Source organism: Nonomuraea marmarensis (assembly GCF_043197025.1).
Taxonomy (GTDB): domain Bacteria; phylum Actinomycetota; class Actinomycetes; order Streptosporangiales; family Streptosporangiaceae; genus Nonomuraea; species Nonomuraea marmarensis.
The window spans coordinates 80,600-107,415 of the sequence record NZ_JBICRM010000020.1 but is presented as its reverse complement, the minus strand read 5'-3'; the positions used below and the strand labels follow the sequence as shown (position 1 = coordinate 107,415).

The 26,816-nt window shown below is 70.6% G+C and carries 25 protein-coding genes; 15 read left to right on the top strand and 10 right to left on the bottom strand.

The features are described from left to right. Positions 1–15 precede the first annotated feature (15 nt). Complete coding sequence (locus tag ACFLIM_RS29570) at positions 16–789, bottom strand: hypothetical protein (protein WP_393170979.1); 774 nt, start codon at positions 787–789, stop codon at positions 16–18. A gap of 55 nt (positions 790–844) precedes the next feature. On the opposite strand from ACFLIM_RS29570, the gene ACFLIM_RS29565 reads away from it, so the two are divergent. The 7 genes from ACFLIM_RS29565 (at position 845) to ACFLIM_RS29535 (ending at position 7,236) form a co-directional block, all read left to right on the top strand. Beyond that, the gene (locus tag ACFLIM_RS29565; protein WP_393170977.1) at positions 845–1,846 is read left to right on the top strand and encodes an AAA family ATPase; all 1,002 of its coding nucleotides are present in this window, start codon (positions 845–847) and stop codon (positions 1,844–1,846) included. Positions 1,847–1,936: 90 nt separating this feature from the next. After that, positions 1,937–2,869: a DUF58 domain-containing protein gene (locus tag ACFLIM_RS29560; RefSeq protein WP_393170975.1), complete on the top strand. Its 933-nt coding sequence runs from the start codon at positions 1,937–1,939 to the stop codon at positions 2,867–2,869. Beyond that, complete coding sequence (locus ACFLIM_RS29555; RefSeq protein ID WP_393170973.1) at positions 2,866–3,813, top strand: VWA domain-containing protein; 948 nt, start codon at positions 2,866–2,868, stop codon at positions 3,811–3,813. The genes ACFLIM_RS29560 and ACFLIM_RS29555 overlap by 4 nt, the downstream gene beginning before the upstream one ends. A gap of 10 nt (positions 3,814–3,823) precedes the next feature. Further along, a complete protein-coding gene (locus ACFLIM_RS29550) occupies positions 3,824–4,414 on the top strand; it encodes a class I SAM-dependent methyltransferase (RefSeq protein ID WP_393170971.1) in 591 nt (196 codons plus the stop codon). Beyond that, complete coding sequence (locus ACFLIM_RS29545) at positions 4,411–4,950, top strand: TrmH family RNA methyltransferase (RefSeq protein WP_393170969.1); 540 nt, start codon at positions 4,411–4,413, stop codon at positions 4,948–4,950. Before ACFLIM_RS29550 ends, ACFLIM_RS29545 begins: the two co-directional genes overlap by 4 nt. A gap of 39 nt (positions 4,951–4,989) precedes the next feature. Beyond that, complete coding sequence (locus ACFLIM_RS29540; protein ID WP_393171108.1) at positions 4,990–5,787, top strand: glycerophosphodiester phosphodiesterase family protein; 798 nt, start codon at positions 4,990–4,992, stop codon at positions 5,785–5,787. Between the two features lie 15 nt (positions 5,788–5,802). Continuing rightward, positions 5,803–7,236 carry an MFS transporter gene (locus tag ACFLIM_RS29535; RefSeq protein ID WP_393170968.1) on the top strand — a complete coding sequence of 478 codons (1,434 nt, stop codon included), beginning with the start codon at positions 5,803–5,805 and terminating at the stop codon, positions 7,234–7,236. Between the two features lie 833 nt (positions 7,237–8,069). Here ACFLIM_RS29535 and ACFLIM_RS29530 read toward each other — a convergent pair. Next, positions 8,070–8,219: a hypothetical protein gene (locus ACFLIM_RS29530; protein WP_393170966.1), complete on the bottom strand. Its 150-nt coding sequence runs from the start codon at positions 8,217–8,219 to the stop codon at positions 8,070–8,072. A gap of 345 nt (positions 8,220–8,564) precedes the next feature. Next, positions 8,565–9,128 (bottom strand): dihydrofolate reductase family protein, encoded by a 564-nt coding sequence (locus ACFLIM_RS29525; RefSeq protein WP_393170964.1) that lies wholly within the window; start codon positions 9,126–9,128, stop codon positions 8,565–8,567. A 206-nt stretch (positions 9,129–9,334) separates the two neighbouring features. Here ACFLIM_RS29525 and ACFLIM_RS29520 point away from each other — a divergent pair, with 206 nt between their 5' ends. After that, positions 9,335–9,952 (top strand): hypothetical protein, encoded by a 618-nt coding sequence (locus ACFLIM_RS29520; protein WP_393170961.1) that lies wholly within the window; start codon positions 9,335–9,337, stop codon positions 9,950–9,952. A gap of 337 nt (positions 9,953–10,289) precedes the next feature. Continuing rightward, on the top strand, positions 10,290–10,634 hold the full coding sequence (locus ACFLIM_RS29515; RefSeq protein WP_125637410.1) for an RNA polymerase-binding protein RbpA: 345 nt from the start codon (positions 10,290–10,292) through the stop codon (positions 10,632–10,634). An 81-nt stretch (positions 10,635–10,715) separates the two neighbouring features. Here ACFLIM_RS29515 and ACFLIM_RS29510 read toward each other — a convergent pair whose 3' ends face one another. From ACFLIM_RS29510 to ACFLIM_RS29495, 4 genes are all read right to left on the bottom strand, one after another. Then, positions 10,716–11,195 (bottom strand): FxsA family protein, encoded by a 480-nt coding sequence (locus tag ACFLIM_RS29510; RefSeq protein WP_393170960.1) that lies wholly within the window; start codon positions 11,193–11,195, stop codon positions 10,716–10,718. 177 nt (positions 11,196–11,372) lie between these two features. After that, positions 11,373–12,122 (bottom strand): polyprenol monophosphomannose synthase, encoded by a 750-nt coding sequence (locus ACFLIM_RS29505; RefSeq protein ID WP_393170958.1) that lies wholly within the window; start codon positions 12,120–12,122, stop codon positions 11,373–11,375. Beyond that, positions 12,122–13,846 (bottom strand): apolipoprotein N-acyltransferase, encoded by a 1,725-nt coding sequence (gene lnt / locus ACFLIM_RS29500; RefSeq protein WP_393170956.1) that lies wholly within the window; start codon positions 13,844–13,846, stop codon positions 12,122–12,124. The genes ACFLIM_RS29505 and lnt overlap by 1 nt, the downstream gene beginning before the upstream one ends. 506 nt (positions 13,847–14,352) lie before the next feature. Beyond that, positions 14,353–16,545: a HelD family protein gene (locus tag ACFLIM_RS29495; protein WP_393170954.1), complete on the bottom strand. Its 2,193-nt coding sequence runs from the start codon at positions 16,543–16,545 to the stop codon at positions 14,353–14,355. A gap of 318 nt (positions 16,546–16,863) precedes the next feature. Between ACFLIM_RS29495 and ACFLIM_RS29490 the strand changes: the two genes are divergently transcribed. From ACFLIM_RS29490 to ACFLIM_RS29465, 6 genes are read left to right on the top strand one after another with little or no spacing between them, the layout of a single operon-like run. Next, positions 16,864–18,060: an ROK family transcriptional regulator gene (locus tag ACFLIM_RS29490; protein WP_393170952.1), complete on the top strand. Its 1,197-nt coding sequence runs from the start codon at positions 16,864–16,866 to the stop codon at positions 18,058–18,060. Positions 18,061–18,082: 22 nt separating this feature from the next. Then, positions 18,083–19,414 (top strand): ABC transporter substrate-binding protein, encoded by a 1,332-nt coding sequence (locus tag ACFLIM_RS29485; RefSeq protein ID WP_393170950.1) that lies wholly within the window; start codon positions 18,083–18,085, stop codon positions 19,412–19,414. 3 nt (positions 19,415–19,417) lie between these two features. Further along, positions 19,418–20,359: a carbohydrate ABC transporter permease gene (locus ACFLIM_RS29480; RefSeq protein ID WP_393170948.1), complete on the top strand. Its 942-nt coding sequence runs from the start codon at positions 19,418–19,420 to the stop codon at positions 20,357–20,359. After that, positions 20,356–21,249, top strand: coding sequence for a carbohydrate ABC transporter permease (locus ACFLIM_RS29475; protein ID WP_393170946.1), 894 nt, complete (start codon positions 20,356–20,358; stop codon positions 21,247–21,249). The genes ACFLIM_RS29480 and ACFLIM_RS29475 overlap by 4 nt, the downstream gene beginning before the upstream one ends. Then, the gene (locus tag ACFLIM_RS29470) at positions 21,246–22,505 is read left to right on the top strand and encodes a family 4 glycosyl hydrolase (RefSeq protein ID WP_393170944.1); all 1,260 of its coding nucleotides are present in this window, start codon (positions 21,246–21,248) and stop codon (positions 22,503–22,505) included. Before ACFLIM_RS29475 ends, ACFLIM_RS29470 begins: the two co-directional genes overlap by 4 nt. Further along, positions 22,505–23,509: an N-acetylglucosamine kinase gene (locus ACFLIM_RS29465; protein ID WP_393170942.1), complete on the top strand. Its 1,005-nt coding sequence runs from the start codon at positions 22,505–22,507 to the stop codon at positions 23,507–23,509. The genes ACFLIM_RS29470 and ACFLIM_RS29465 overlap by 1 nt, the downstream gene beginning before the upstream one ends. On the opposite strand, the gene ACFLIM_RS29460 is transcribed toward ACFLIM_RS29465, so the two are convergent. The 3 genes from ACFLIM_RS29460 to ACFLIM_RS29450 are packed head-to-tail and all read right to left on the bottom strand — an operon-like array spanning position 23,495 to position 26,759. Then, complete coding sequence (locus tag ACFLIM_RS29460; protein ID WP_393170940.1) at positions 23,495–24,181, bottom strand: FadR/GntR family transcriptional regulator; 687 nt, start codon at positions 24,179–24,181, stop codon at positions 23,495–23,497. The two genes, ACFLIM_RS29465 and ACFLIM_RS29460, sit on opposite strands and share 15 nt — an antisense overlap. After that, complete coding sequence (locus ACFLIM_RS29455; RefSeq protein WP_393170938.1) at positions 24,178–25,302, bottom strand: L-talarate/galactarate dehydratase; 1,125 nt, start codon at positions 25,300–25,302, stop codon at positions 24,178–24,180. Before ACFLIM_RS29455 ends, ACFLIM_RS29460 begins: the two co-directional genes overlap by 4 nt. Further along, entirely contained in the window at positions 25,299–26,759 is a 1,461-nt protein-coding gene (locus ACFLIM_RS29450) for a glycosyltransferase 87 family protein (protein ID WP_393170936.1), read from the bottom strand. The genes ACFLIM_RS29455 and ACFLIM_RS29450 overlap by 4 nt, the downstream gene beginning before the upstream one ends. Positions 26,760–26,816: the final 57 nt, after the last annotated feature.

Sequence of the window (26,816 nt, the reverse complement as noted above, 5' to 3'; positions counted from 1 at the left end):
AGACTCAAGCCGATATCAGAGCGGCGACTCCTCCCCCGTCTCATCCCCCGGCGACTGGCCGGGCGTGGCCGGCCCGCTCTCGGTCGGCGACGGCGACTGCGAAGGCGAGGGCTGCGGCTCGGGGGTCTCCGGCGTGGGCGGCGGCGTCGGCACGAACACCGTCGGCGGCAGCTGCCTGGGCTGCTGCTCGCTGTCCTGCCTGCCCAGCAACAGCAGCAGCAGGATCGCCGTGACCAGCACCAGCAGCAGCGTCAGCGCCAGCGCGGCCAGCAGCACCCGCCTGCGGGTCTCGGTCAGCGGCCGGCGCCGCCTGGTCGGCCCCGGCAGCGCGGGCGCGCGATCGGTCAGCCAGTACGGTACGAAGTCGGGCCCGTGCGCCTCCCCGATCAGCGTCCCGCCCACCATCACCTGCTCCAGGAACCATTCGGCCCCCGGCCGACCCGGCACGTACGGCACCGCCACCCACGGGGCGTGCCCCGCGTCGTGGCCCAGCACCTCGGGTGCGCCCTCCAGCACCGCGCCCCGCGGCCGGCCGCCCCGCCCCAGCCAGCCGCGCACCCCGGACCGCTCGCTCGCGGCGGTCTCCCTGATCGCGGTCACGAACCGCTCGCGGGCGGCGGCGTCGAACGCGGCCCCTCTCGTCAGCACGCCCAGCGAGACCGCGCGCCCGTCAGGCCCCTGGCCCAGGTACACGAAACCGGCCGGAGCCGAATGCAGGCGTGCCTGCACCACGTATGGCCCCAGCCGGGGCGGATCGCCGTACTGCAGCGGACTTGCCACGTTTGCCATGAAAGCACAGACGTGGCGTCGTGCACGTTTGCGGCACGTTTGGTGGAATGGCGTCATGAGCGTCGCCGAAGAGTTGCCAGGCGGAATCGACGCGGCACTGCTGCGTCAGAGTCTCGACGAGGTACGGCGTGTCATCGTCGGGCAGGACCACATGGTCGAACGGCTGGTCGTGGCCCTGCTGGCGCGCGGGCACTGCCTGCTCGAAGGCGTCCCGGGCGTCGCCAAGACCCTCGCCGCATCCACCCTGGCCACGGTCGTGGGCGGTACGTTCGCCCGCATCCAGTTCACCCCCGACCTCGTGCCGAGCGATATCGTCGGCACCCGCGTCTTCCACCCCTCCAACGAGAAGTTCGACGTCGAGCTCGGCCCCGTGTTCGTCAACTTCCTGCTGGCCGACGAGATCAACCGCGCCCCCGCCAAGGTCCAGTCCGCGCTGCTGGAGGTGATGGCCGAGCGCCAGGTGACACTGGCCGGCGTCACCCATCCGCTGCCCAAGCCGTTCATCGTGCTCGCCACCCAGAACCCGATCGAGTCCGAAGGCGTCTATCCTCTGCCGGAGGTGCAGCGCGACCGCTTCCTGTTCCGGGTACGCGTGCCGCATCCCACCGCGCACGAGGAGCTGGAGATCCTGCACCGCATGAGCGTCACCCCGCCGGTGCCCGACCGGGTGCTCGACCCGGACAAGCTGCTGGCGCTGCAGGAGGCGGCCGAGCAGATCTCGGTGCACCAGCTCGTCGCCGACTACGTGGTACGCCTGGTCATGTCCACCCGCGCCCCCGCCGAGTACGGCCTGACGGACCTGACCGAGACCATCGAGATCGGCGTCAGCCCGCGCGCCACGCTGGGCCTGGTCTCGGCCGGGCGGGCGCTGGCCCTGCTGCGCGGGCGCGACTACCTGCTGCCCGACGACGTACGCGACGTGGCCGTGGACGTCATGTCACACCGGCTGATGCTCACCTTCGACGCCCTGGCCGACGGCATCGACCCCGAGCAGGTCGTCCGGCAGATCCTGCACGCCGTACCCCCGCCCCTCGTCGTCTGGAACCAGAACCGGTGACCACCACGGAGCGAACCCGACGCAGCGAGCGCAGTGGAGGCCCGACGGAGGAGGGACTCCGCGGGGGGAGTGAGGAGCGGTGAGCGACCAATGAGCACAGCCGAGCAGGCACTGAGAAGGCTTGAGCTCACGGTCACCCGGAAGCTGGACGGGCTGCTGCACGGCGCGCACCAGGGACTCCTGCCCGGCGCCGGCAGCGAGGCCGGCGACAGCCGCGTCTACGTTCCGGGCGAGGACGACGTGCGCCGCATGGACTGGGCCGTCACCGCCCGCACGACCATCCCCCACGTACGCGACCTGATCGCCGACCGCGAACTGGAGACGTGGGCGCTGGCCGACCTGTCGCCCAGCATGGACTTCGGCACCGCCGACACCGACAAGCGCGACCTGGTGGTGGCCGCCGTCGGGGCGATCGGGTTCCTGTCGAGCCGGCTGGGCGACCGGTTCGGCGCGTTCGTGCTGCACGATGACTACGTGCACCGCATGCCCGCCCGCACCGGCCGCCCCGCGCTCTACGGCCTGCTGCACTCGCTCATGGACGCCCCCCGCGGCCAGATCGTCCCCGACGCTCCCGACCTGGCCGAAGGCATCGAGGTGTTGTCGGCCAGCCGCCGGCGGCGCGGCATGCGGCTGATCGTCTCCGACTTCCTGGACGCCCACCCCGACCTCGACCCCGACGCCGAACGCCCCTGGGAACGCCCCATCAGACGCCTGGCCGCCCGCCACCAGGTCCTGGCCGTCGAGGTAATCGACCCCCGCGAGCTCGAACTGCCCGACGTCGGCCGCGTCGCGTTCGCCGACCCCGAGACCGGGAACGTACGCGAAGTGCATCTTTCGCCCAAAGTTCGGCAAGCGTACGCGGAGGCGGCCGCGTCGCAACGCGAGGGCACCCACCGGGCCCTGCGCCGCGCCGGAATCGCCCATCTGGTGCTGCGCACCGACCGGGACTGGGTGTTCGACGTCGCGCAGTTCGTCCTGCGCCAGCGCCGCATGAGCCACCTCGCCCACCGGAGAGCCACATGACGTTCCTCGCTCCTGCTTGGTTGTGGCTGTTCGTGCTGGTGCTGCTGCTGGTGGCCGGATACATCGCGGCCATGTTCGCCCGCCGCCGCTACACCGTGCGCTTCACCAACCTGGCCCTGCTCAACCTCGTCGCCCCCGCCGGCCCCGGCTGGCGCCGCCACGTCGCGCCGGCGTTGTTCCTGGTCATGATGTCGTTTCTGGTCATCGGCGCGGCCAAACCCGCCGACCAGGTACGCGTGCCGCGCGACCGCGCCACCATCATGATCGCCCTGGACATCTCCCTGTCCATGGAGGCCGACGACGTCCAGCCCGACCGGATCAACGCCGCCAAGGCCGCCGCACAGGCGTTCGCCAGGGAGCTGCCCGACCGCTTCAACGTGGGCGTCGTCTCCTTCGCCCGCTCCGCCAACGTCGTCATTTCCCCCACCACCGACCACCAGGCCGTGGTCACCGCCATCGGCAACCTCACCACCCGCCCCGGCACCGCGATCGGCGAGGCCGTCTTCAACGCGCTCGACTCGCTGCGCTCGTTCGACCAGCAGGCCGCCACCGACCCGCCCCCGGCTGCGATCGTGCTGCTCTCCGACGGCGACAACACCTCCGGCAGATCGGTGAACGAGGCCATCGAGGCCGCCCAGCAGGCCCGCGTACCCGTCTCCACCATCGCGTACGGCACCCAGGAAGGCACCGTCAACATCGACGGCAGGCCGGTGAACGTGCCGGTCAACAAGCAGACCCTGCAGTCGTTGTCCGACGGCACCAGCGGACGCGCCTACACCGCAGAGTCCGGCAGCGAGCTGCGCGAGGTCTACGAGCAGATCGGCACCTCGCTCGGCTACAAGCTGGTCAACCAGGAGATCACCCAGTGGTTCATCGTGGCCGCGATCCTGGCCGGGCTGCTGGTGGCCGGCGCCGCGGTCCTGTTCGGTTCCCGCATCCCGTAACGTTTTGCGCGTGGCCCACTACTTCTCCGAGCAGCCGAAGACCGCCAGCAGGCCGGGCTCGGTCGACCTGGTGCTGCCCGACCTGCACCTGCGGCTGGAGACCGACAGCGGCGTGTTCTCACCGGAACGGGTCGACGTGGGCACGCGCGCGCTGCTGGAGAGCGTCCCGCCGCCGCCTCAGGAGGGCGACCTGCTCGACCTGGGCTGCGGGTACGGCCCGATCGCGCTGACCATGGCCTCCCGGGCGCCCCGGGCGACGGTGTGGGCCGTCGACGTGAACCGGCGCAGCCTGGAGCTGACCGCGCGAAATGCCCAAGCCGCCCGCCTTTACACTGTAAGGTCAGCACATGTCGATGAAGTGCCAGATGAAGTGAAATTTCGGGCTGTCTGGTCTAATCCTGCGATCCGTATTGGGAAGCAGGCTCTGCACGAGATGCTCACCAGGTGGCTCACGCGGCTGACGCCCGACGGGGTCGCGTACCTGGTCGTCCAGAAACACCTCGGCTCGGACTCCCTGCAGCGCTGGCTCGGCGAGCAGGGCTGGCAGGCCTCCCGCGAGGCCAGCCGGGCCGCCTACCGCATCCTGAAGGTGACCCGATGAGAAGGCAGCTGCGCCCCACCGATGTCAAGCGGCTCAACCGCACCTGGCGCAGGAACACCGGAAACCGCCTCGGCCTGATCATCGAGTCGGTCACCGGCCCGTTCAACATCGGCTCGATCTTCCGCAGCGCGGCCGCGTTCGGCGTGGACCGGATCTGGCTCGCCGGCAACGCCACCCCGCCGACCAACCCCAAGGCGGGCAAGACCGCGCTGGGCACCGAGCGGCTGGTCGACTGGCACGAGGCGGTGCCGGCCACCGAGGCGGTCAAGGCCGCCAGGGAGGACGGCTACACGGTGCTGGCCATCGAGCTGACCGCCGAGGCCGTGCCGCTGCACAAGGCCGATCTGGGCCGCGACGTGTGCCTGGTGGTGGGCAGCGAGGACCACGGCTGCTCCCCCGCGCTGCTCGACGCCGTGGACGGCGTCTGCTACATCCCGCAGGTCGGACGGGTCGGCTCGTTCAACGTGGCGGTGGCCGCGGCCATCGCCCTGGCCGAGGCGCGCCGCCAGGAGTGGGAGAATCTCGCCGATTCGTAACCGTACCGTTCACCCACGGAAGGCATACTTCAGGACGTGTTGAGCCGCCGATTCGCGTTTCTCGACTTTCCGGGCCCGCTGGCCTTCGCGCACCGCGGAGGCGCCGCGGAGGGCGCGGAAAACTCCGTCGCGGCCTTCGAACGGGCGGTCAGGCTCGGCTACACCTACCTGGAGACCGACGCGCACGCCACCTCCGACGGCGTGCTGCTCGCCTTCCACGACCACACGCTCGACCGCGTGACCGACCAGCGAGGCCGCATCTCGGAGCTGCCCTACCGGGCGGTCAGGCGGGCCCGCATCGGCGGGGTGCACGAGATCCCGCTGCTGGAGGACCTGCTCGGCACCTGGCCGGAGATCCGCTTCAACATCGACGTCAAGGAGGCGGCGGCCATCGCCCCGCTGGCCGAGGCGGTCAGGCGTACCAACGCCTACGACCGCGTCTGCCTGACCTCCTTCTCCGACGAGCGCCTGGTGCTGGCCAGGGCCGCGCTGGGCAGGGAGGTGTGCTCGGCGCTCGGCCCGCGCGGCGTCGCCGCGCTGCGCGCCGCCGCCACCACCTCCGGCTACGGCCGCCTGCTGACCCGCCTGTCGCGCTCGGGGGTCCCGTGCGCGCAGGTGCCGGTGGGCTTCCGCGGCCTGCGCGTCACCACCAGGCGCCTGGTACGCACCGCGCACGCCATCGGCATGCAGGTGCACGTGTGGACCATCAACGACACCGCCCGCATGGAGCACCTGCTCGACCTGGGGGTGGACGGCATCATGACCGACAACGTCACCGGCCTGCGCGACGTGCTGACGCGTCGCGGCCTGTGGCATCCCGGCCGCATGGCCGCATAGGAGCGACACGACACCATGCCCGTACCCGCACCCCCCGCGGCCCTCGACGACTCCCCCGCAGCGCGCAGACGCGAGCAGCGCGGCTGGTACTTCTACGACTGGGCCAACTCCGCCTTCTACACCACGATCATCTCGGTCTTCCTGGGCCCCTACCTCATCCCGGTCGCCAAGACCGCCGCCTGTGCCCAGGACTTCCCGAACGTGGCCTCCGGCACCTGTGTGACCGACTTCGACAAACTGGCCGCCGCCAACCCCGGCCTGGGTTATGTCGACGTGCTGGGCGCCGACATCAGGCCGGCCGCGTTCTTCGGGCTGACGCTGACGATCGCGGTGCTGCTGCAGATCGTGTTCCTGCCCATCGTGGGCGCGCTGGCCGACCACACCGGCCGCAAGCGGGAGCTGCTCGGCGGCTTCGCCTACGTCGGGGCGCTGGCCACGATGGGCCTGTACTTCGTCGAGGGCGACCGCTACATGCTGGGCGGGGTGCTGTTCATCCTGGCCAACCTGGCCTACGGCTCCTCGGTCGTGGTCTACGACTCGTTCCTGCCACAGATCTCCAGCCCGGAGGAGCGCGACGGCGTCTCCTCGCGCGGGTGGGCCATCGGCTACCTGGGCGGCGGCCTGCTGCTGGCCCTCAACCTGGTGCTCTACCTGCAGCACGAGAGCCTGGGGCTGGCCGAGGGCATGGCGGTGCGCATCAGCATGATGTCGGCCGGTCTGTGGTGGGCGATATTCACGATCATCCCGTTGCTGCGGCTGCGCAACCGGTCCGTGCCCGCACACGAGAGCACGGCGCTGCGCTCGGTCGGGGGCAGCTTCCGCCAGCTCGGGCGCACGCTGGCCGACCTGCGGCGCTATCCGCTGACGCTGCTGTTCCTGGTGGCGTACCTGGTCTACAACGACGGGGTGCAGACGGTCATCGGCAACAGCGCGGCCTTCGCCTCCGAAGCCCTCAAGCTTGACAAGACCGTACAGATCAGCGCGATCTTAATGGTGCAGTTCGTGGCGTTCTTCGGGGCGCTGCTGCTCGGGTGGCTGGCGCGCAGCTTCGGGACGAAACGCACGGTCCTGGCGAGTCTGGTGTTGTGGACGGCGATCGTGGTGGCGGCCATGTTCGTCGGGGAGGGGCAGGCGCTGCAGTTCTACCTGATGGCGTTCGCGATCGCGATCGTGCTGGGCGGGACGCAGGCGCTGTCGCGGTCGTTGTTCTCGCAGGTGATCCCGAAGGGCCGGGAGGCCGAGTACTTCAGCCTGCTGCAGATCAGCGACAAGGGCTCGGCGTTCATCGGCTCGCTGACGGTCACGATCGCTTTGCAGCTCACCAACAGCTATCGCATCGCCATCGTCTCCATGATCATCTTCTTCGTCGTCGGCTTCGTCCTCCTGGCCCTGACGAACCTCCCGCGTGCCATCCGCGCCGCCGGCAACGAGGTGCCCAACCGGATCTGATCGCGACATCAGGCCAGCGCCCTTTCGTCAGAGGCACCTGCCGACGCGCAACACCACCGCGGGGTGCGGGACACCACGCAAGAGCACGGCCTCAGGACGGCGGGAGACGGCTCGCTTGCCGCGGCCGGTGGGCAAGCGGGCTGCGGTGGCAAGCGGGCTTGGGATGCCAGGAACCGCGGGCCGGATCCAAGCCGGTCAGGCGCGCGGCCCCAGCTTGCGTGCCAGCCAGAACACGGTCGCCGCGAGCGCGCCCGTGCCCACGATGGCCACCAACACCAACACCCCCACCTGTCCGCTGCTGGCGACACTGTCAGCCTTGGGCCAGGCAGCCGCCCCTTCAGGTGACGGGGACGTCGCATCGCCCCCGAGCCTCCCGGAGGGCACATCGCCACCGGGCATCCGGGAGGCCGCATCGCCGTCGGACGACCGGGAGGGCGCATCATCGCCGGGCATGCTTGAGGCCGCACCGCCATCGGGCCTCGGGGAAGGCACATCGCCACCGGGCATCCGGGGGGCCGCACCGTCGCCGACCGGGCCACCAGGATCTCGGGCGTCCGCCTGGCCGTCCTGATCGGAGGTGCCGCCGTGCTCGGCATCCGGCGTCGTGTCGCCCGGGCTGGCGACCGCCGCTCCCTCCGACTCCTCATGTTGCGCCGGCCCGGCAACCGCCGGTTTCTCCGGGTCCTTTCGTTGCCCCGGTCTGGCGTCCGCCGCTCCCTCCGGCTCTGTCCGCTGCCCCGGCCCGTCAGGGTCCTTCGGCTCAGGCTCCCGCGACTCCCGTGGCCGCTCGTCAGCGCGTGAGCCCCTGCCCGGACCTCCGCCCGCGCGGCCCCTCAGGGGACCGTCGTGATCGCTGTCTTGGCCGCCCCCGTCATCCCCATCGCCGCCTCCCCCATCGTCCCCGTCGCCCCCGTTACCGCCTTTTCCATCGTCCCCGTCGTCATCCCCACCCCCACCGTCATCATCGGCGGCGGCGATGACATGGGCGCTGCCGGGCAATGCCGTCGCCTGGGCGCTCCGCGCCGCCGAGGGCGCGACGGTCGCGCCGAGCACGAACGTGACCGCGACCACCAGCAAGCGCCACCATGGCCCGAATCCCATCCGCGCCTCCCGATCGTCGTCCAGCGAGCTGCGATCCTCAGCTTGCGGGTCGGGCATTGTTCCTTTGTGAGCGGGAGATGAGAGATCTCTCATCCCAGACGCTGTGCGGCGCTGCAGGATTGGCAGCGCCGAACGCCGGGCAGCGCGGCAAGGGGACGTATCGCAGGCGACGAGGTGCCGGTGCGTTGAACCCTCATCTCGCCCGTTCCGTCACGAGGCAGTCGTGTTCAGGGGCTCTTCGGTTCGAAATGCATCGCGGTGATCCCGCAGTCGAACGGTTGCGCGGTGACGAGGTGGAGCCGCTGGTGGGCGCCGAGGTTGGCGAACACCGGCATGCCTGCGCCGATCGCGGTCGGGTTGACGAACAGATGGATCTCGTCGAGCAGGCCCTCGGCGATCAGATCCCTGACGAGCGTGCCACCTCCGTAGCTGATCAGATCACCGCCAGGCTGGGCCTTGAGCTTGTTCACGGTCTCGGCGAGATCGCCGCCGGCGACGACGGCGTTCTTCCAGGGTGACTCGGTGAGGGTGTTGGAGATCACGACCTTGGGCGTGTCGTTCATCCAGTCGATCGTCTCCTGGCTCTCGCCCTCGGGCCCGGAAGCCCAAGCCGGGATGAACCCCTCGGCGAGCTTGCGACCCAGCACGATGCAGTCAACCGGTTCGGTGAGCGCATCGATATAGGCGTTGATGTCGTCGGTCCACGGGAACGTCATCCAGTCCATCTCGCCGTTCGGGCCCGCCATGTAGCCGTCGACGCTGGTCTGGACCTGGAGCTTGAACTTGCGCATGAGGTGCTTCCCTTCGGAGTTGGGCTCTTGTGGGCTCAACGGTGCCGGGAGAACCTTACGGTCTTCTTCCGCCGGACTTAAGGCGGTCCGCGGAAGACCGACTGGCGCTCGCCGCTCCAAAGCGAGAGCACCGCTCTTGACATTAGCGTCTCCCGAGCGAGAGCATTGCTCTTATAACAGAGCGACGCCCTCTCCAAGGAGCACTGATGGCCCCCAGACTGACCTCCGCCGCCTTCGCCGCCGCAGGCATCCTCTTCCTCGTCTACCCCGCGATCCGCCCCTCCGGCGACGACGCCACCGCCATGGCCTCCACCGCCTGGATCGCCGGGCACCTCGCCGCGATGCTCGGTTTCGTCCTGCTCGGCCTGGCCACGCTCGGTCTGCACCAGGTGCTCGACGACCGTGGGTCACTGCGCGCCGCGGCCGTGACGTGGGCCGGCGCGGGCCTGACGCTGCCCTACTACGGCGCCGAGGACTTCGGCCTGAACGTGATCGCCCAGCGCTCCCTACGCGACCAGGCACCAGCGCTGATGGAACTGGCACAGGAGTTCAGGTACGGGCCCGTCGCCATCACCATGTTCGCCGCCGGACTGCTCCTGCTGGCCGCCGGAACGGTCATGGCCGCGATCTCCGTATGGCGTTCCAGCACGCTGCCCAAGTGGAGCGGGATGGCACTGGCGCTGGGATTCGTCCTGTTCATCCCGCAGTTCTTCGGCCCGTACCCGCTCCGGATCGCGCACGGCGCCCTCATCATGATCGGCGGCCTCTGGTTGGCGGCGGCATTGCTGAAAGTGAAGCGTCACCAGAACACGACCAAGGGTTAAGAACCATCACGCAGTGCCGCTCCCCGACGCCCGGCCTTCCAGATCACGTACGAAGCCGACAGCCTCACGTATGCCCTACAGCGCCGGGAGCTGCAGCGATCCGGTCGCCACGCGATCAACACGAGACAAGCCGCGCATCATGGCGGCCCTGCACTCCCGAATCATTGCAAATCGCGTTATCCCTGGACCGCGCCCTAATCGAAGACCGCGTGAAGAACCGACGCCCCAAGCGCGATTGGATCACCCTGTGGGTGGGAATCCCATCACGGTACCAAGCGTTAGACACCGTGGGAGACAGACCCCCCACGCAAGGGGGCCCTGTAGGAGGCATTTAGACATGGGCGAGCGCGCACTTCGTGGCACCCGGCTCGGGGCAACCAGCTACGAGAACGACCGTAACACGGATCTGGCCCCGCGCCAGGAGGTGTCATACACCTGTCCTAAGGGCCATCGCTTCGAGGTTCCGCTTGCCGCCGAGGCCGAGATCCCCGCGACCTGGGAGTGCCGCATGTGCGGCGTGACCGCGGTGCGCGTGGACGGCGAGCAGCCGGAATCCAAGAAGACGAAGCCCCCGCGGACACACTGGGACATGCTCCTGGAGCGGCGGTCGATCGAAGACCTTGAGGAGGTGCTCAACGAGCGGCTCGCGGTATTGCGGGCCCAGCGTCGTAAGAGCGCCTGACCTCTTCTCACGGTGAAAACCCCCGGGCTCGGAGGCCCGGGGGTTTTGCACTGCGTCCACGAACACGGGCACCGGCGCGAGTCAGGGCTCGCGGTCCTCGCGGATGACCTCGCCGTGCACCACGCGGCCATCGTACGGACCCGCGGCGTCCTGGTTCGGCGGAAACAGGTTCGCGTACGGCGAAGCGGCCGCCATCTTCTTGATTCTGCGGTCGAAGAACCACGAGCCTAGACGGCGCATCACCGGCCGGGTGAACGGCAGGATGCACAAGAACCCGAACACGTCCGTCAAGAACCCCGGCGTCAGCAGCAGCGCGCCGCCCACCAGCACGAGGCCGCCGTCGGCCAGCTCGCGGTCGGGCATCCGGCCGGACTGCAGTGCCTCCTGGATCGCGCGCCAGGCCCTGCGGCCCTCGCGGCGTACCAGCCAGGCGCCCAGCAGGCTGTCGGCGATGAGCAGGGCCACGGTCGCCGGCCCGCCGATCACCGAGCCGACCTGGATCAGCAGCCAGATCTCCAGAACGGGCACGACCAGGAAGGCCAGGAAGAGCAGGAGCCGCATCGTTTCCTCGATTCCGCACACGTGCGCTACAGCAGGAACAACGCCCGGCGACCCCGAAGCGTTCCGCCCGCACACCACCGGAATGACATCGCCCGGGTGCACGGCCCGCCACCACCGCTCCGCTCACAAGCGCACGGTGACACCGCCGGAGACGACCCGCCGCGAGGACTCGCGCGCCTAGTCTCGGCCGCCGCCGCGCAGGCGCTTGGGCAGGCCGGTGACGCCCCACAGGCCGATGCGCCACAATGCCTCGGACATGACCTTGCCGCTCATCTTGCTCTTGCCGACCGTACGCTCCACGAACGTGATCGGCACCTCCACCACCCGCAACCCATGCCGGGACGTCCGCAGCGTCAGGTCGACCTGGAAGCAGTAGCCCTGCGACTCCACACCCGACAGGCCCACCTTCTCCAGGGTGGCGGCCCGGTAGGCGCGGAACCCGGCGGTGGCGTCGCGTACGGGAAGGCCGAGCATGACCCGGGTGTAGACGTTGGCACCCTTGGACAGCAGCTCGCGCCGATGCGGCCAGTTGACCACCTTGCCACCGGGCACGTAGCGCGAGCCGATCGCCAGATCGGCGCCGTCCACCAGAGCCTCCAGCAGCTTCGGCAACTCCTCGGGCTGGTGCGAGCCGTCGGCGTCCATCTCGACCAGAACGTCGAAGCCCTCGTCCAGCCCCCAGCGGAACCCGGCGATGTAGGCGGCCCCGAGCCCCTGCTTGCCCGGCCGGTGCAGGACGTGGACCTGGTCGTCGTCGGCGGCGAGCCCGTCGGCGACCTCGCCGGTGCCGTCGGGGCTGTCGTCGTCGGCCACGAGGATGTGGACCTCGGGCACGGCGGCGCGGATCCGCTCGACGATCATCGGCAGGTTGTCGCACTCGTTGTAGGTCGGTACGACGACGAGCACCCGGCCGAGAGTCTCCATCATCAGTCGTTCCTCATCCGGTCGCCTCGCCGCCTGCCACGCCACGCGGCGGCTCCCGCTGCCGCCACTCCCATCATCATCAATGCCCACTCTGGAACCGCACCCACCTTCGTGGCGATCGTTTCCTGAGTGCGTACGGGCACCTTGACCACGTTCATGTCCGCGACCAGTTCGCGGGTCTGCCAGGAGACCTTACCGTCAGGCGTGACGTAAGCCGAGATCCCCGTGGTGGCGGCCGTCACGACGGCCCTGTTGTGCTCGACGGCGCGCAGCTTGGACATGGCCAGCTGCTGCGGCGGCAGGTTGGACTCGGCGTAGGTGGCGTTGTTGGTCTGCACCACGAGCGGGGTGCCGCCGGCGCGTACGGTCCCGCGCACCGTGTCGTCGTAGGCCACCTCGTAGCAGTTGACCGCGCCGATCGTGACGGGTCCCAGCTTCAGGTCGCCCGGCTTGTCGCCAGCCACCGACTGCCTGCCGACCAGGTTGGCCCGCTGCCACAACGCCAGCACGATCTCCTTGAACGGCGTGTACTCCCCGAACGGCACCAGATTCTGCTTGTCGTAATAGTCGCCCGCCCCGGTCACCGGATCCCACACGAGACTGCGGGTGGCGCGGTCATCGTCGCCGATCGCGACCACGGCTCCGACGAGCGTGGGCACGCCGACGTCCTGGACGGAGTCCTGGATGATCTGGCGGGCGAACTCGTCGCGGTAGGGGTCGATGTCGGTCGAGTTCTCCGGAAGGACGACGAGGTCGGGCTTGGGGAGCTTGCCTTCTCGTACGGCCTGGGCCAGCCGTTTCGTCTCGTTGGCATGATTCTTCAGGACAACGGCAGGCTCGTCGCCCAGAGCGTACATTCCCCGGCCGGGGACGTTCCCCTGCACGATGCCGATGTTGACCGTCCGGCCCTCGTCGCCCGGCCTGGGAATCGCGAGGCTGAGCACCGGCACGGCCAGCGCCAGCGCCACAGGGGCCGCCCTCCGGAGCGCCGCAGTCTTGCCCAGGGCGGCGGCCGGCCGGATCAGGGCGGCGTAGGCCAGCAGAGCGCCGCACAGGGTGACGGCGAACGACACCAGTGGCGCCCCGCCGAGTGCGGCGTAGGACGTGAACAGCGACTCGCCCTGGCTGAAGGCCACCCTTGCCCAGGGGAACCCGCCGATGGGCACCAGGCCGCGGGCCCACTCCATGGCCACCCACAGTCCGCCGAACCACAGCGGCCAGCCGGGCAGCCTGAACACGAGCGCGGCCAGGGCGGCCATGGCGGCGTAGAACAGGCTTTCCACGCCGACCAGGATGAGCCAGACATCGTCGCCGATGGCCCGCACCCAGGCGAGGGTGGGCAGCAGGAACACCACCGCGGTCAGGTAGCCGAGCCAGGCGGCCCGCTTGGGGCGGGTGCCGTAGAGGGAGGCGACGATCAGGGCGATGGCGAGCGGCGCGCACCACCACCAGTCGAGCGGAGGGAAGGCGGTGTACAGCGCCAACCCACCGACCACGCCCGCCACGACCCGGGCCGCCAGCGCCCACCGGGGCTCAGGGTGGGGCGGGTTGTTCTCGGAGGGCGGAACCGGGGGCGTGGGGGAGACGTCCGGTGCGGGTGCTTCGTCCGGACCCGGGGTGGTGCCGTTCCCTGCGGGCGCGGCTTCGGGCGTGGAAGAAATGGGCCGTTCGGTGGTGGCCGAGTCGCGCCCAGGTGTGGGCGGTAGGCTCGCTTTGTCCTGAACCACTCCGGGGTCTCCTCGCCAAAGTCGCAAGTCTGCTTGCGAAAACGCTACCGCCCTACGGTCACGCTCACGCCAGCGCAACACCCAGGAGTCGAGAGCCGGGGTCGGGGGGCGGCAGGGTGATCCCGTGGCGTACGGGACCACCCGGCGCAACGGCGGTCCTGCGCACGAGAGCGGGAAGAGGGCCCGGAAACCCTTCGGACCGGACCCGTCTCGTCGGCGGCGAGCTCGGAATTCCGTTGTCTACTGGGCTCCCGGACCCGTCCCGGGTCCAACCCCCCGCCCGGTTGGGGTGCCCCGACTCGACGGACCGACGGCCCTGCACCTGGCTGTGTGGACGAAGCCACGCTCCGTCACGGACGCAGGATCCGGCGATGTCAGAGACGGCCAACCGGCCAAGTCCCGTGCTGGACTGCGCAGCAAACTACCGACTCCACCTCAGATGTCAACCGTGTCCCGATCAGCAGAAACATCAAGTTTTCGCAGGTAGGGCAGGCATCGTCAGCAGGTCAAAGCTCATTTGCCGGTGCCGGGGAGCGGCTTGGCAAGCCCTGAAGAGCCTCCGAGAGCGGCCGCTCGTGTACGACCCCGAGCCGCTGCGTGGCCCGGGTGAGGGCGACGTACAGGTCGCTGGGCCCTCGTGGCGACTGGGCGGCGATGAGGTCGGGCTCGGCCACGATCACCGAGTCGAACTCCAGCCCCTTCGCGTCCGTCACCCCCAGCACGGCCACCGGCGCGTCCAGGGCCGCCGCCCCGCTCGCCCGCCCCGAACCGGGCGCGACCACCGCCGCGCCCGTCACGACCGCGGCGACGGCGGGACCCAGCGTGGACAGCAGCGCGTCCGGCACCACCACGGCGACCTTGCCGCCCTCCCCGACCTCGGCCTTGGCCAGCTCCGGCAGCGCCGACAGGGGCGCCGACCAGGGCTGTACGCCGAGCTCGCGCACGGAGGTGGGAGCCCGCAGGGAAGCGTCGATGGTGGCCAGCACGCGGGCGGCCACCGCCATCAGCTCCACGGGCGTGCGGTAGTTGACCGTGAGCCGCTCCTGGCGCCAGCGCCCGGCCACGTAGGGGTCGAGCACCTCCTCCCACGAGCGCGCCCCGGCCGCCGAGCCGGTCTGCGCGATGTCCCCGACGATCGTCATCGAACGCGTCGGGCACCGCCGCATCACCGCCCGCCACGCCATCGGCGACAACTCCTGCGCCTCGTCCACGATCACGTGCCCGTAGGCCCAGGTGCGGTCGGCCGCGGCGCGTTCGGCGGTGGTGAGGTAGGGGCCCTCGCCGCGCTGGCGTTCGGCCAGGCGTTCGGCCTCCATGACGTCGGACAGGCCCGTCAGCTCCAGCACCTCGCGGGCGTAGGAGAGCTCGGCCTCGCGCTCGCGTTCCTCGGCCTGCCTGGCGGCGGCCAGCTCCTCCTCCGCCTGCAGCGCGCTGGCCCGCAGCACCTGCTCGTCGATCTCGCCGAGCAGCTCGGCGGCCTCGTCGAGCAGCGGCACGTCCGACTCGGTCCACTCCCCGCCGTCCCTGCGCAGCAGCGAGCGCTCCTCAGGGGTGAAAGAGGAGGCCGCGTAGCCCAGACGCTCGGGCGAGCCGTACAGGCCCAGCAGGAGCCGCTGCGGCGTCAGGTACGGCCACAGCCGGTTGAGCGCGGACTTGACCACCGGTTCGGTACGCAGCTCCTCCCGCAGATCGGCCAGCTCCTCGTCGTCGATGAGCCCCTTGCCGATCTTGCGGGCCTGCTGCCTGGCCAGGGCGTTGAGCAGCGACCGGACGAACACGGCGCGGGCCTGGTTGTGCGGGCGGCGCGAGCGGGTGGCCTTGTTCCTGGCGCCCTCCAGCATCGAACCGTCGATGGTGAGCGTGATGCGGCCGATGGTGAGCTCGACGGGCTTGCGCGGCACCCGCTGCCGGTCGCGTACGGCCTTGGCGATCACCTCGGCCATCCGCGGGTCGCCCTTGATCGCGGCCACCTCGGGGCGTTCCCTGGCGGTGGCGGTCAGGCCGGGGTAGAGCTCGCCGACCGTGGACAGCAGCACGTCGGTCTCGCCGAGCGAGGGCAAGACCTGCTCGATGTAGCGCAGGAAGGTCAGGTTGGGGCCGAGGATGAGAACGCCGCGGCGCTCGAGGCGTTCCCGGTGGGTGTAGAGGAGGTAGGCGGCGCGGTGCAGGGCCACGACGGTCTTGCCGGTGCCGGGGCCGCCCTGCACCACCAGGACGCCGTTCAGGTCGCTGCGGATGACGCGGTCCTGCTCGGACTGGATGGTGGCGACGATGTCGCGCATGCGGCCCGTGCGATGCTCGTCGAGCGCGGCCAGCAGCGCCGCCTCGCCGTTGAGCGTGGCGCGGTCGTCGTCGGTGAGCGAGTCGAGGTCGAGCAGGTCGTCGTCGACGACGACCACGTTGCGGCCCTTGGTCTGCAGGTGCCGGCGCCTGGTCACGCCCATCGGGGCGGCCGGGGTGGCGCGGTAGAACGGCTGTGCCACCGGCGCCCGCCAGTCGATGAGCAGGCGCAGCTGCTCATCGTCGGTGAGGCCGAGCTTGCCGATGTAGAGCCGGCCCTCGTCGACGTGATCGAGCCGACCGAAAACCAGGCCGCGCTCGACCGCCCAGAGCCGCGCGAGCCTGGAAGCATACATGTCGGCGAACGTGTCGCGCTCCGACCTGTTCTGCATCGTGCCGACGGCGCCCGCGGCCAGCACCTCCTTGAGCTGCCGCTGGGTACGCTCACGCAGGGTGTCGAGGCGCTCATAGAGGCGGGTGACGTATTTCTGCTCCCGTGTGAGCTCGGTTTGACGAGTTGCCGCCTGACCATTATTGTGGTTAATGAGACACTCCGGGCCATTCTGCTTGTTGTTACGACAAACGACGACATTAGCATGCCTGTCGAGGCACTCCCATCGCTTTCCTCTTGATCTCCTTCTGTTACGTCTTGGTTTCGGCCCTTGACCGCCACAGTCGTACTCTTTATGTTCCGAGTTAGGAAAGTTTCCTAACTTCACACGCAAGGAGTACCACCCGTGAGCGGTCCGGTGCCGGGGACACCCAGTCTGCTACGCGCCATCAATGATCGCGCGGCCCTGCAGGCACTCCTCGAACGCGGGCCGCTGACCCGCCCCGAGATCGGCGCCCTGACCGGACTGTCCAAGCCGACGGCATCCCAGCTCCTGTCCCGGCTGCAGGAGGCCGGGCTGGTCGTGCTGGACGGCATCAGGGAGGGCCTGCCGGGGCGTACGGCGGAGGTCTACCGGATCAACCCGGCGGCGGCGTACGTGGGCGCGCTCGACGTCACCCCCGACCGGATCGCGGCCAAGGTGGCCGACATCACCGGCACGGTCGTGGGCGAGCACACGCTGGCGACCCCGCGACGGCCCCCTGGCGAGCTGGTGGACCGGCTCAATACCGCCCTGCTGGGCGCGAGCCCGCCGGACAAGCTGCGCCGGGTCGTGATCGGCGTGCAGGCCGCGATCGACCCGTCCACCGGCAGGCTTGGGTACGCCGCCGCCAAGGACGTGCCCGGCTGGCAGATCCCCGACCTGGTGCCGACGCTCGGCGCGGGCCTCGGCGTGCCGGTGGACGTGGAGAACAACGTCAACCTGGTCGCCCTGGCCGAGCAGGCGCACGGGGCGGCCCGGGACAGCCCGGACTTCGTGCTGCTGTGGGCCGACGAGGGCATCGGCTCGGCCGTCGTGCTGGGCGGCCGGATGCACAGGGGCGCGACGGGCGGCGCGGGCGAGGTGGGCTACATGCCGACCCCGGGCGCGCAGACGGCCCGCGAGTCCGGGCGCTACGCCAACCACGGCTACCAGGCGCTCACCGGCGGCCCCGCCGTGCTGAAGCTGCTGCGCTCGTACGGTGTGCGCGGCGCCGACTTCCGCCACGCCGTGGCGAACGCCGTACGGGCGGCGCAGGGAAGCGGTCAGCGGGCCGACGACGCCAGAGCCGGGCTGCGCGACATCGCCGCCCGCCTGGCCGTGGGCCTGGCCGCCATCACCTCCGTCGTCGACCCCGGACTGATCGTGCTGACCGGCGGCGTCGTGCTGCCGGGCGGCGAGACCCTGCGCGAGCTGGTCGAACACGAGCTGCACGCGCTCACCATCCCCCAACCCCGAGTACGCCTGTCGAGCGTCGAAGGCAACCCCGTCCTGGCCGGCGCCCTCGACCTCGCCCTCGACACCGTGCGTGACGAGGTCTTCAGCTCAACCGTTCCCACCTGATCCATCGCAGGAGGCACCCCCCGTGCGCTTCGTCCCCCTGGCGGTCGCCGCGGCCCTCGCGCTGACCGCCTGCACAGCCAACAAGGAGAGCGGGCCCTCGCTCGGCGCCCAGCCCAGACCCTCGGGATCGGCCTCGCAGGCCCTCCCGGCCGCCACTCTCGAGCTCTGGCACGGATTCTCCACCGACGCCGAGGTCAAGGCGTTCGAGGAGGCCATCGCGGGGTTCAACAAGAAGTTCCCGCAGATCACCGTCAAGGCCACCAAGGGCGTACAGGACGACCAGATCACCCAGGCCATCCGCGGCGGGAACGCGCCCGACGTGGCGGCCTCGTTCACCACCGACAACGTCGCGCAGTGGTGCAGGTCGGGAGCGTTCCAGGACCTGACCCCGGTGATCCGGCAGGACGGCATCGACATGTCCGTGCTGCCGCAGGTGGCCCGTACCTACTCCGGCTTCGACGGCAAGCAGTGCACGCTGCCGCTGCTGGCCGACGCGTACGGGCTCTACTACAACAAGGCGCTGATGAAGGGCAACCAGCCGCCCAAGACGCTGACCGAGCTGGCCGACCTGGCCAAGAAGCTCACGGTCCGCGACGCGAACGGCGAGATCAAGGTGGCCGGCTTCATCCCCAGCGTCCAGTACTACGAGAACGCCCCCAACCACCTCGGCCCCATGGTGGGCGCCAAGTGGTACAACGACGACGGAACCTCGGCCATCGGCACCGACCCGGCCTGGAAGCGGCTGCTGCAGTGGCAGAAGGAGCTCGTCGACTGGTACGGCTACGACAACCTGGAGAAGTTCCGCAAGAGCCTGGGTGACGAGTGGAGTGCCAAGCACCCGTTCTACGAGGGCAAGGTCGCCATGGGCCTGGACGGCGAGTGGCGCAACGCCATGATCGCCAACGAGGCCGAGGACCTCGACTACGGCACCGCTCCCCTGCCCGTCGCCGACGACCGGCCCGACCTGTACGGCAGCGGCTTCACCGCCGGCACCGTGATCGGCGTGCCGAAGGGCGCCAAGCACCCGCAGCAGGCGTGGGAGCTGGTCAAGCACCTCACGACGGACACCGACTCGCTGGTGACGCTCTCGAACGCGCTCCGCAACGTCCCCACGACGAAGGCGTCCATGGAGTCCCCAAACCTAGCCAATGACGCAAATTTCAAGACATTTCTGGATATATTCGCCCACCCGAAAACCTCGACGCTTCCCGCCAGCGTGAACAGCGTCTTCAACCAGGAAGCCTTTTCCACCTTCTTCACAAAATGGGAGAAAGGCGACGTACCTGATCTGGACGCCGGGCTGAAAGGCGTGGACAAGCAGATCAACGACAAACTGAAGTTGTCCGGGGGCTGACCGGTGGCCTCTGTCGCGAGCGCTGCACCGTCCTTGTGGCGGCGCAGCGCGGGCCTGCGTGCCCTCGTCTGGTTGTCGCCGTGGATCGCCGGAGTGTCGATCTTCTTCGTCTACCCGCTGCTGTCCACGGTGTACTTCTCCTTCCACCGCTACGACATGTACACCCTCGAGTTCGTCGGCCTGGACAACTACCGCTACCTGCTGCAGGACCCCAGGGTGGCGACCTCGGCGAAGAACACGCTGTGGCTGGTGCTCATCATGGTCCCGGCGACCGTGCTGTTCTCGCTGGCGATGGCGCAGCTCGTGGTCAGGCTCAAGGCCGGCGCCGGGCTGTTCCGGACGATCTTCTACCTGCCCTCGCTGGTGCCGCTGGCCGCGGGCACGATCACGTTCGTCTTCCTGATGAACCCGGCGACCGGGCCGTGGAACCAGTTCCTTGCCCTGTTCGGGATCGACGGGCCCGACTGGTTCGGCGACCCGGCCTGGTCCAAGCCCAGCCTGACGCTGCTGTCGCTGTGGAGCTGCGGCCAGCTCGTGGTGATCTTCATGGCGGCGCTGCTCGACGTGCCCAGGCACCTGTACGAGGCCGCCGCCATCGACGGCGCGGGCGCGTGGCGGCAGTTCCGCAGCGTGACCCTGCCGATGCTCTCGCCGGTGCTGATGTTCTCCCTGGTCACGAACGTCATCTACGCCCTGCAGTACTTCTCCCAGGCGATGATCGCCTCCCGGGTGGCCTCGGGCGTGACCGACTCGGCGGGCAGCACGTTCACCCCGGGCTATCCGGACGAGTCGCTGCTGACGCTGCCGCAGTGGCTGTTCCAGGCCGGGTTCCGCGACTACTCCATGGGGTACGCGTGCGTGCTCGCGCTGCTCCTGTTCGGCACCTCGATGATCTTCACGTTGATCCTGCTGCGGCAGTTCCGCCGGGCCGAGGAGGACGCATGAGCGCCACGATCACCGCGCCGCCCCGGACGGTGGCCTCCCCGGCGCGGCGGGACGGGGTCAGGGCCCGCAGGCGGCGGGCGCTGGTCTGGATCGCCACGCACGCCCTGGCGATCGCGCTGGCGCTGATGTTCCTGGCCCCTGTGGTGTTCATCGTGCTGACCGCGCTGATGACCGACGAGCAGGCGCTGACCAGCGATCTGTGGCCGCGGACGTGGAACTGGGACAACTTCGCCGTGGTGCTCGAGAAGTCCATGCTGTTGCGGTGGGCGGGCAACACCCTCCTGTACGCGGGCCTGGGCACGGTGTTCACCGTCGTGTCGTCCGTGCCGGTGGCCTACGCGCTGGCCAGGTTCAGGTTCCGGGGGCGGCGGCTGGCGTTCCTGCTGGTCATCACCGCCATGATGCTGCCGCCGCAGGTCGTCGCGGTGCCGATCTACCTGGTCTGGGCGCGGCTGGGGCTGACCGACAGCCTGTGGCCGCTGATCCTGCCGCTGCTGCTCGGCGACGCGTTCTCGATCTTCCTGTTGCGCCAGTTCCTGGTCACGATCCCGCGCGACTACACCGACGCGGCCAAGGTGGACGGCTGCTCGGACTTCAGGACGCTGGTCAGGGTGATCCTGCCGATGGCCCGCCCGGCGGTCGCGGCGGTGGCCCTGTTCCAGTTCTTCTACTGCTGGAACGACTACTACGGGCCTCTCCTGTACGCCGGGGTCGAGCAGCAGGACCTGACGTTGTCGCTCGGCCTGGCCACGTTCAAGGCGTTCCACAGCGTGCAGTGGAACCTCACCATGGCCGCCACGCTGCTGGTGACCGCACCGGTGATCATCGTGTTCTTCTTCGCCCAGAGAGTGTTCATCGAGGGCGTGACTTTGACGGGAGTGAAGGGTTGAAACTCGCCGTGGTCGGGGGCGGCTCGACGTACACGCCTGAGCTGGTGGACGGCATCGCGCGGCTGCGCGACGAGCTGCCGGTGACGGAGCTGGCCCTGATAGATCCCGACGCCAGGCGGCTGGAGCTGGTCGCCGGGGTGTCGCGCCGGATGCTGGCGCACGCGCGGCATCCGGCCCGCGTGCTGGCCACGTCCTCGGTCGCGGAGGGGGTCGCGGGGGCGCGGGCGGTGCTGTTCCAGCTGCGGGTGGGCGGGCAGGCCGCCCGCGAGGTGGACGAGACGCTGCCGCTGCGGTGCGGCTGCGTGGGGCAGGAGACGACCGGCGCGGGCGGGCTGGCCAAGGCGCTGCGCACGGTCCCGCTCGTGCTGGAGATCGCCTCCACGGTACGTACGCACGCCCCGGACGCCTGGATCGTGGACTTCACGAACCCGGTCGGCATCGTCACCAGAGCGCTGCTCGACGCCGGGCACCGGGCGATCGGCCTGTGCAACGTGGCCATCGGGTTCCAGCGCCGCTTCGCCGCCGGGCTGGGCGTGTCTCCTTCGCGGATCTCGCTGGGTCACGCCGGGCTCAACCACCTGACCTGGGAACGGGCCGTGTACCTCGACGGCGAGGACGTGCTGCCCGCCATCCTGCGTACGCACGGGCAGGAGATCGCCGACAGCCTGGGCCTGCGGCTCGGGCTGCTGCAGCGGCTCGGCGTGGTGCCCTCGTACTACCTGCGCTACTTCTACGCGCACGACGCGGTGGTGCGCGAGCAGCGCTCGAAGCCGTCGCGGGCGGCCGAGGTGGCGCAGATGGAGACGCGGCTGCTGGAGCTGTACGCCGACCCTGCCGTGGTGGCGAAACCCGAGCTGCTGTCGAAGCGGGGCGGGGCGTACTATTCGGAGGCGGCCGTGGCGCTCATCGCCTCGTTGCTCGGGGATCGGGGGGATACCCAGGTGGTGAACGTGCGCAACGGCGGCACGCTGCCGTTCCTCGACGACTCGGCGGTCATCGAGGTGCCCGCCACGATTTCCGCCACTGGCGCCGCGCCGCTCCCGGTGCCGCCCGTGGAGCCGCTGTACGCCGGGCTGATCGCGAACGTGTCCGCGTACGAGACGCTCGCCCTGCGGGCGGCGCTGCACGGCGGGGCGGACCGGGTGCGTGACGCGCTGCTCGCCCATCCGCTGATCGGGCAGGACGAGATCGCCGAGGAGCTGACGGGGTTGCTGCTGGCGGCCAACCGCGACCACCTGCCGTGGACGGTGGGCTAGTGGCGCGGGACAGGCTTGTTCTCGCTGTGGACGGCGGCAACAGCAAGACGGACGTGGCGGTGGTGTCGGAGCACGGCGAGGTGCTCGCGACGGGCCGCGCGGGCGCGTTCGTGCCGCAGCGGGACGGGGTGCCGGCGGCGGCGGACGTGGTCGAGCAGGCGCTCGCGACGTTGCCTCCGGCCGTCATGCCCGTGGGAGGGTTCGACCATGTGTCGGCCTGTCTGGCGGGCGCGGATCTGCCGGTCGAGGAGGAGGCGCTCGCCCGCGAGTTCGCCGCCAGGGGGTTCGGGCGGGACGTGGCGGTGCGCAATGACACGTTCGCGCTGCTGCGGGCCGGGGCGTCGGCCTCGTGGGGGGTGGCCGTGGTGTGCGGGGCGGGGATCAACGCGGTCGGTGTCTCCCCCACCGGCGCGGTGGCCCGCTTTCCGGCGCTCGGCCGGGTCAGCGGCGACTGGGGCGGCGGTCAGGGACTGGCCGAGGAGGCGCTGTGGCACGCGGCCCGCGCCGAGGACGGCCGGGGCTCGCCGACGGCGTTGACCGGTCTGGTCACCTCCCATTTCGGCACGGCGACGGTCGAGGAACTCGTGCTGGACCTGCACTTCGGGCAGGTGGACGAGGGGCGGCTGCACGAGTTGTCCCCCGGCGTGCTCGCGGCGGCGGCGGACGGGGACGCGGTGGCCAGGTCGCTGGTCGAGCGGCAGGCGGAGGAGGTCACGGTGCTGGCCGAGGTGTGCCTGCGCCGCCTCGGGCTGCTGGAGACGCCTGCGGAGGTGGTGCTGGGCGGCGGCCTGCTGACGGCCAGGGATCCGCTGCTGACGTCGCTGCTGGACCCGGCGTTCGCGCTGCGGGCGCCGCGGGCGAAGCTCGTCGTGGCCGACGTGCCGCCGGTCATGGGCGCGGCCCTGCTCGGCCTGGAACACCTGGGCGCCACGGAGACGGCCGAGTCCCGCCTCCGTGCCCACTATGACCGCCCGGCGCGCCCTGAGCCGTCAGGGGTGGGCTGAGGGCGGTGGGCCGGCGTTCAGGAGGCGGGCGCGGCTGTTGGACAGGTGCACGCGTATCGCCGCCCGGGCCCCTTCGGCGTCCTCGCGGTCGATCGCGGCGTAGATGCTCTCGTGCTCGGCGACGATCCTGGCGAAGTCCGGGCGATCCGGGCGGAGCCGTTCGCGCGGCATGATGATCATCGACGGGCCCAGTGAGGCGAGCAGGTCGCCGAAGTACCGGTTGCCGGTGGCCAGCGCGATCCGCAGGTGGAACTGGAAGTCGGCGTTGACCGCCGCGCCCGGGTGCCCGGCGGCCCGCCCGAAGCTCTCCAGCGCCGCACGCAGGCCCGCCAGCGCGGCCTCCGTGCGCCGCCCGGCGGCCAGGCCCGCCGCCTCCACCTCCACCCCCATGCGGAAGTCGAGCAGGTCGAGCACGTCCGGCAGGCTCGTGCCCGGCGCGGGCTCGAACCCGGTCGTGCTGGGCCGGGCCAGGACGAAGCTGCCGCGCCCGTGATGGGTCTCGATCAGCCCGGCCGCCTTCAGCCGTGCGATGGCCTCGCGGACGACGGTCCTGCTCACGCCGTACGTCTCCACCAGGCCGCTCTCCGCCGGCAGCCGCTCGCCCGGCCTGATCACGCCTTCCTGGATGCGCGCGGTCAGCGTGTCGACGAGCTGCTGGGTGCGGCTGGTCATGTCGTGTACCGTTCGGCGGTCCACTTGGCCGCCTGCTCGCTCATCGTGATGCCGAGGCCGGGCCGCTGCGGCACGATCATCCGCCCGTCGCGGATCTCCAGCCGCTCGTTGAACAGCGGCTCCAGCCACTCGAAGTGCTCCACCCACGGCTCGGCCGGGTAGGCGGCGGCCAGGTGGAGGTGGATCTCCATGGCGAAGTGCGGTGCGAGCTGGAGCCGCTCGTGCCCGGCCAGCGCGGCCAGCCGCAGGAACGGGGTGACGCCGCCGATGCGGGGCGCGTCCGGCTGGATGATGTCCGCGCCGCGCGCCCTGATGAGCTCGGCGTGCTCGCCGACGCTGGTGAGCATCTCGCCGGTGGCGATCGGGGTGTCGAGCGCGGTGGCCAGGGCCGCGTGGCCCTCGTGGTCGTAGGCGTCCAGCGGCTCCTCGATCCACACCAGCTCGTACGCCTCCAGCGCCCGCCCCATCCGATGCGCGCTCGCCCGGTCCCACTGCTGGTTGGCGTCCACCATCAGCGGCACGTCCGCGCCGAGATGCTCACGAACCGCCGTGACCCTGGCCAGGTCCGCCCTCGTGTCCGGCTGGCCGATCTTGATCTTGATGCCGCCGATGCCGCGTTCGAGTGCGGCCGTGGCGTTGTCCATGACCTGCTGGACGGGGGCGTGCAGGAAGCCGCCCGAGGTGTTGTAGCAGCGTACCGAGTCTCGGTGCGCGCCCAGCAGCTTGGCCAGCGGCAGGCCCGCCCGCTTGGCCTTCATGTCCCACAGCGCGATGTCGACGGCCGCGATGGCCTGCACGGCCAGGCCGCTGCGGCCGACCGACGCGCCCGCCCAGACCAGCTTGTCCCACAGGCGGGCGATGTCGTTGGGGTCCTCGCCGACCAGGTCCTTGGCGATCTCCTTGGCGTGCGCGTACTGGCCGGGGCCTCCGGCGCGCTTGGAGTAGCCGAACCCGATGCCCTCGTGCCCCTGCTCGGTCCCGATCTCGGCGAACAGGAACGCGATCTCCGTCATCGGCCGCTGCCTGCCGGTGAGCACCTTGGCGTCGCTGACCGGAGTGTCGAGGGGGAGGTAGACGGAGGAAAGCCGAACCCAGGCGATACGGTCCGCGGAAGTCATCATGATGACATCGTATGTCGTCGTACAACTCCTATTCCTACGACCACGGCGGCCATGGCGTAGGCGGGGGTGCCCATCGGGGTGAGGTAGGCGACCGCGCCCGCCAGGGGGATGCCGAGCCACTCCCAGCGGCCGTCGAGGGCGACCAGGGCCACGATGAGCAGCGCGTACCAGGGGTAGCCGGGGGTGAGCAGGAGGAACGCCGTGCCGGCCAGGGTCAGCGCGCCGCGCTGCGGGCGGTCCGGATCGCCGTGCCGCAGGACGTGGAACACGACGGCCGCGAGGATCGCCAGGCAGGCCGGAAGCGTCCAGGAATCGGGCAGCAGCAGCCGCAGGAGGGCGTAGCGGTCGCCTGCCCCGGCCTCGTCGTAGCCCTCCTCGGCCACGTAGCCGAACAGGTAGCCGAGCACGGAGGCGCGCGAGGCGAGGACGTAGGGCAGGTAGGCGGCGACGACGAGCAGCACGGCGGGCACCAGCGTCCAGAGGGCACGGCGAGCCTGCCGCGCGCTCGACAGCGCCCCTGACAACGCGCCGGGCACGACGACAGCGGGCACCAGCTTGACCGCGACCGCCGCACCGAGCAACGCCCCCCGCCCGGCCAGCCTCCTCCACCGGACCGGCCACCCTCGCCCGGCCGTCCCGCCTCGCAGGTGCCGGGTGCTCACGCCGAGAGCCAGTACGACGGCGGCCACGGCGAGCATGTCGACGTGGGCGTTGCTGACCGCCTCCATGGGGACGACCGGGCACCACGCCCAGTACGCGGCCTGGCGGACGTCGCGCCGGCGCAGCAGGACCAGCAGGACGGCCGTGGTGCCCCCCGCCAGCAGCGCGCCGGAGACCTGCAACGGCACGTGCCTGGCTCCTGCGGGTGCGAGCCGGTCCACGAGCAGGAAGTACGCCTCCGCCAGCGGCGGGTAGATCGTGTGCACGGACGGCCTGTTGATCCTCGTGCACGCTCCCCCTCCGATCGGATAGAAGTGGCCCTGCGCGCAGCCGGGGAAGAGCCAGGGGTCGCGCAGGGAGGCGAGCGCGGGGTCGGCCGGGGCATGGTCGTAGGGGGACATTCCGGCCGACTGGACGCGCCCGTCCCAGGCGTACCGGTAGGAGTCGGTGCTGGTGCCCGGCGGTCCGAGCAGTCCGGTGGCGACCACGGCCAGGCCGCCCACCAGCACCAGCCGGGCGGCCGAGCGGCCTGGCACGCCGCGCAACGCCCACACCGCGAGGGCGAACAGCCCCCAGGCGGCCGCATACCACCAGTACAGGCCGCTCGGCGCCGCATGGAAGATCACGGCGAGCACGGTCACCTGAGCGGCGAGCAGCCCGGCGGCCAAGACCGTCCGGCGGCGTGCCGGTGCGCCGGCCAGTGCCGCCGCGCTCGGCAGGGCCGGGACGGTGCGCGGTGGCGCGACGGACGACGCGGCGCTGCCCGATGCCGGGGCGGCGGGCGTGGGGTCGTTCATGGTGGGCAGCGTCGCATCGGCGTGCGTCCCGGAGGGGGTCGGGGGCGTAGCCGTCCG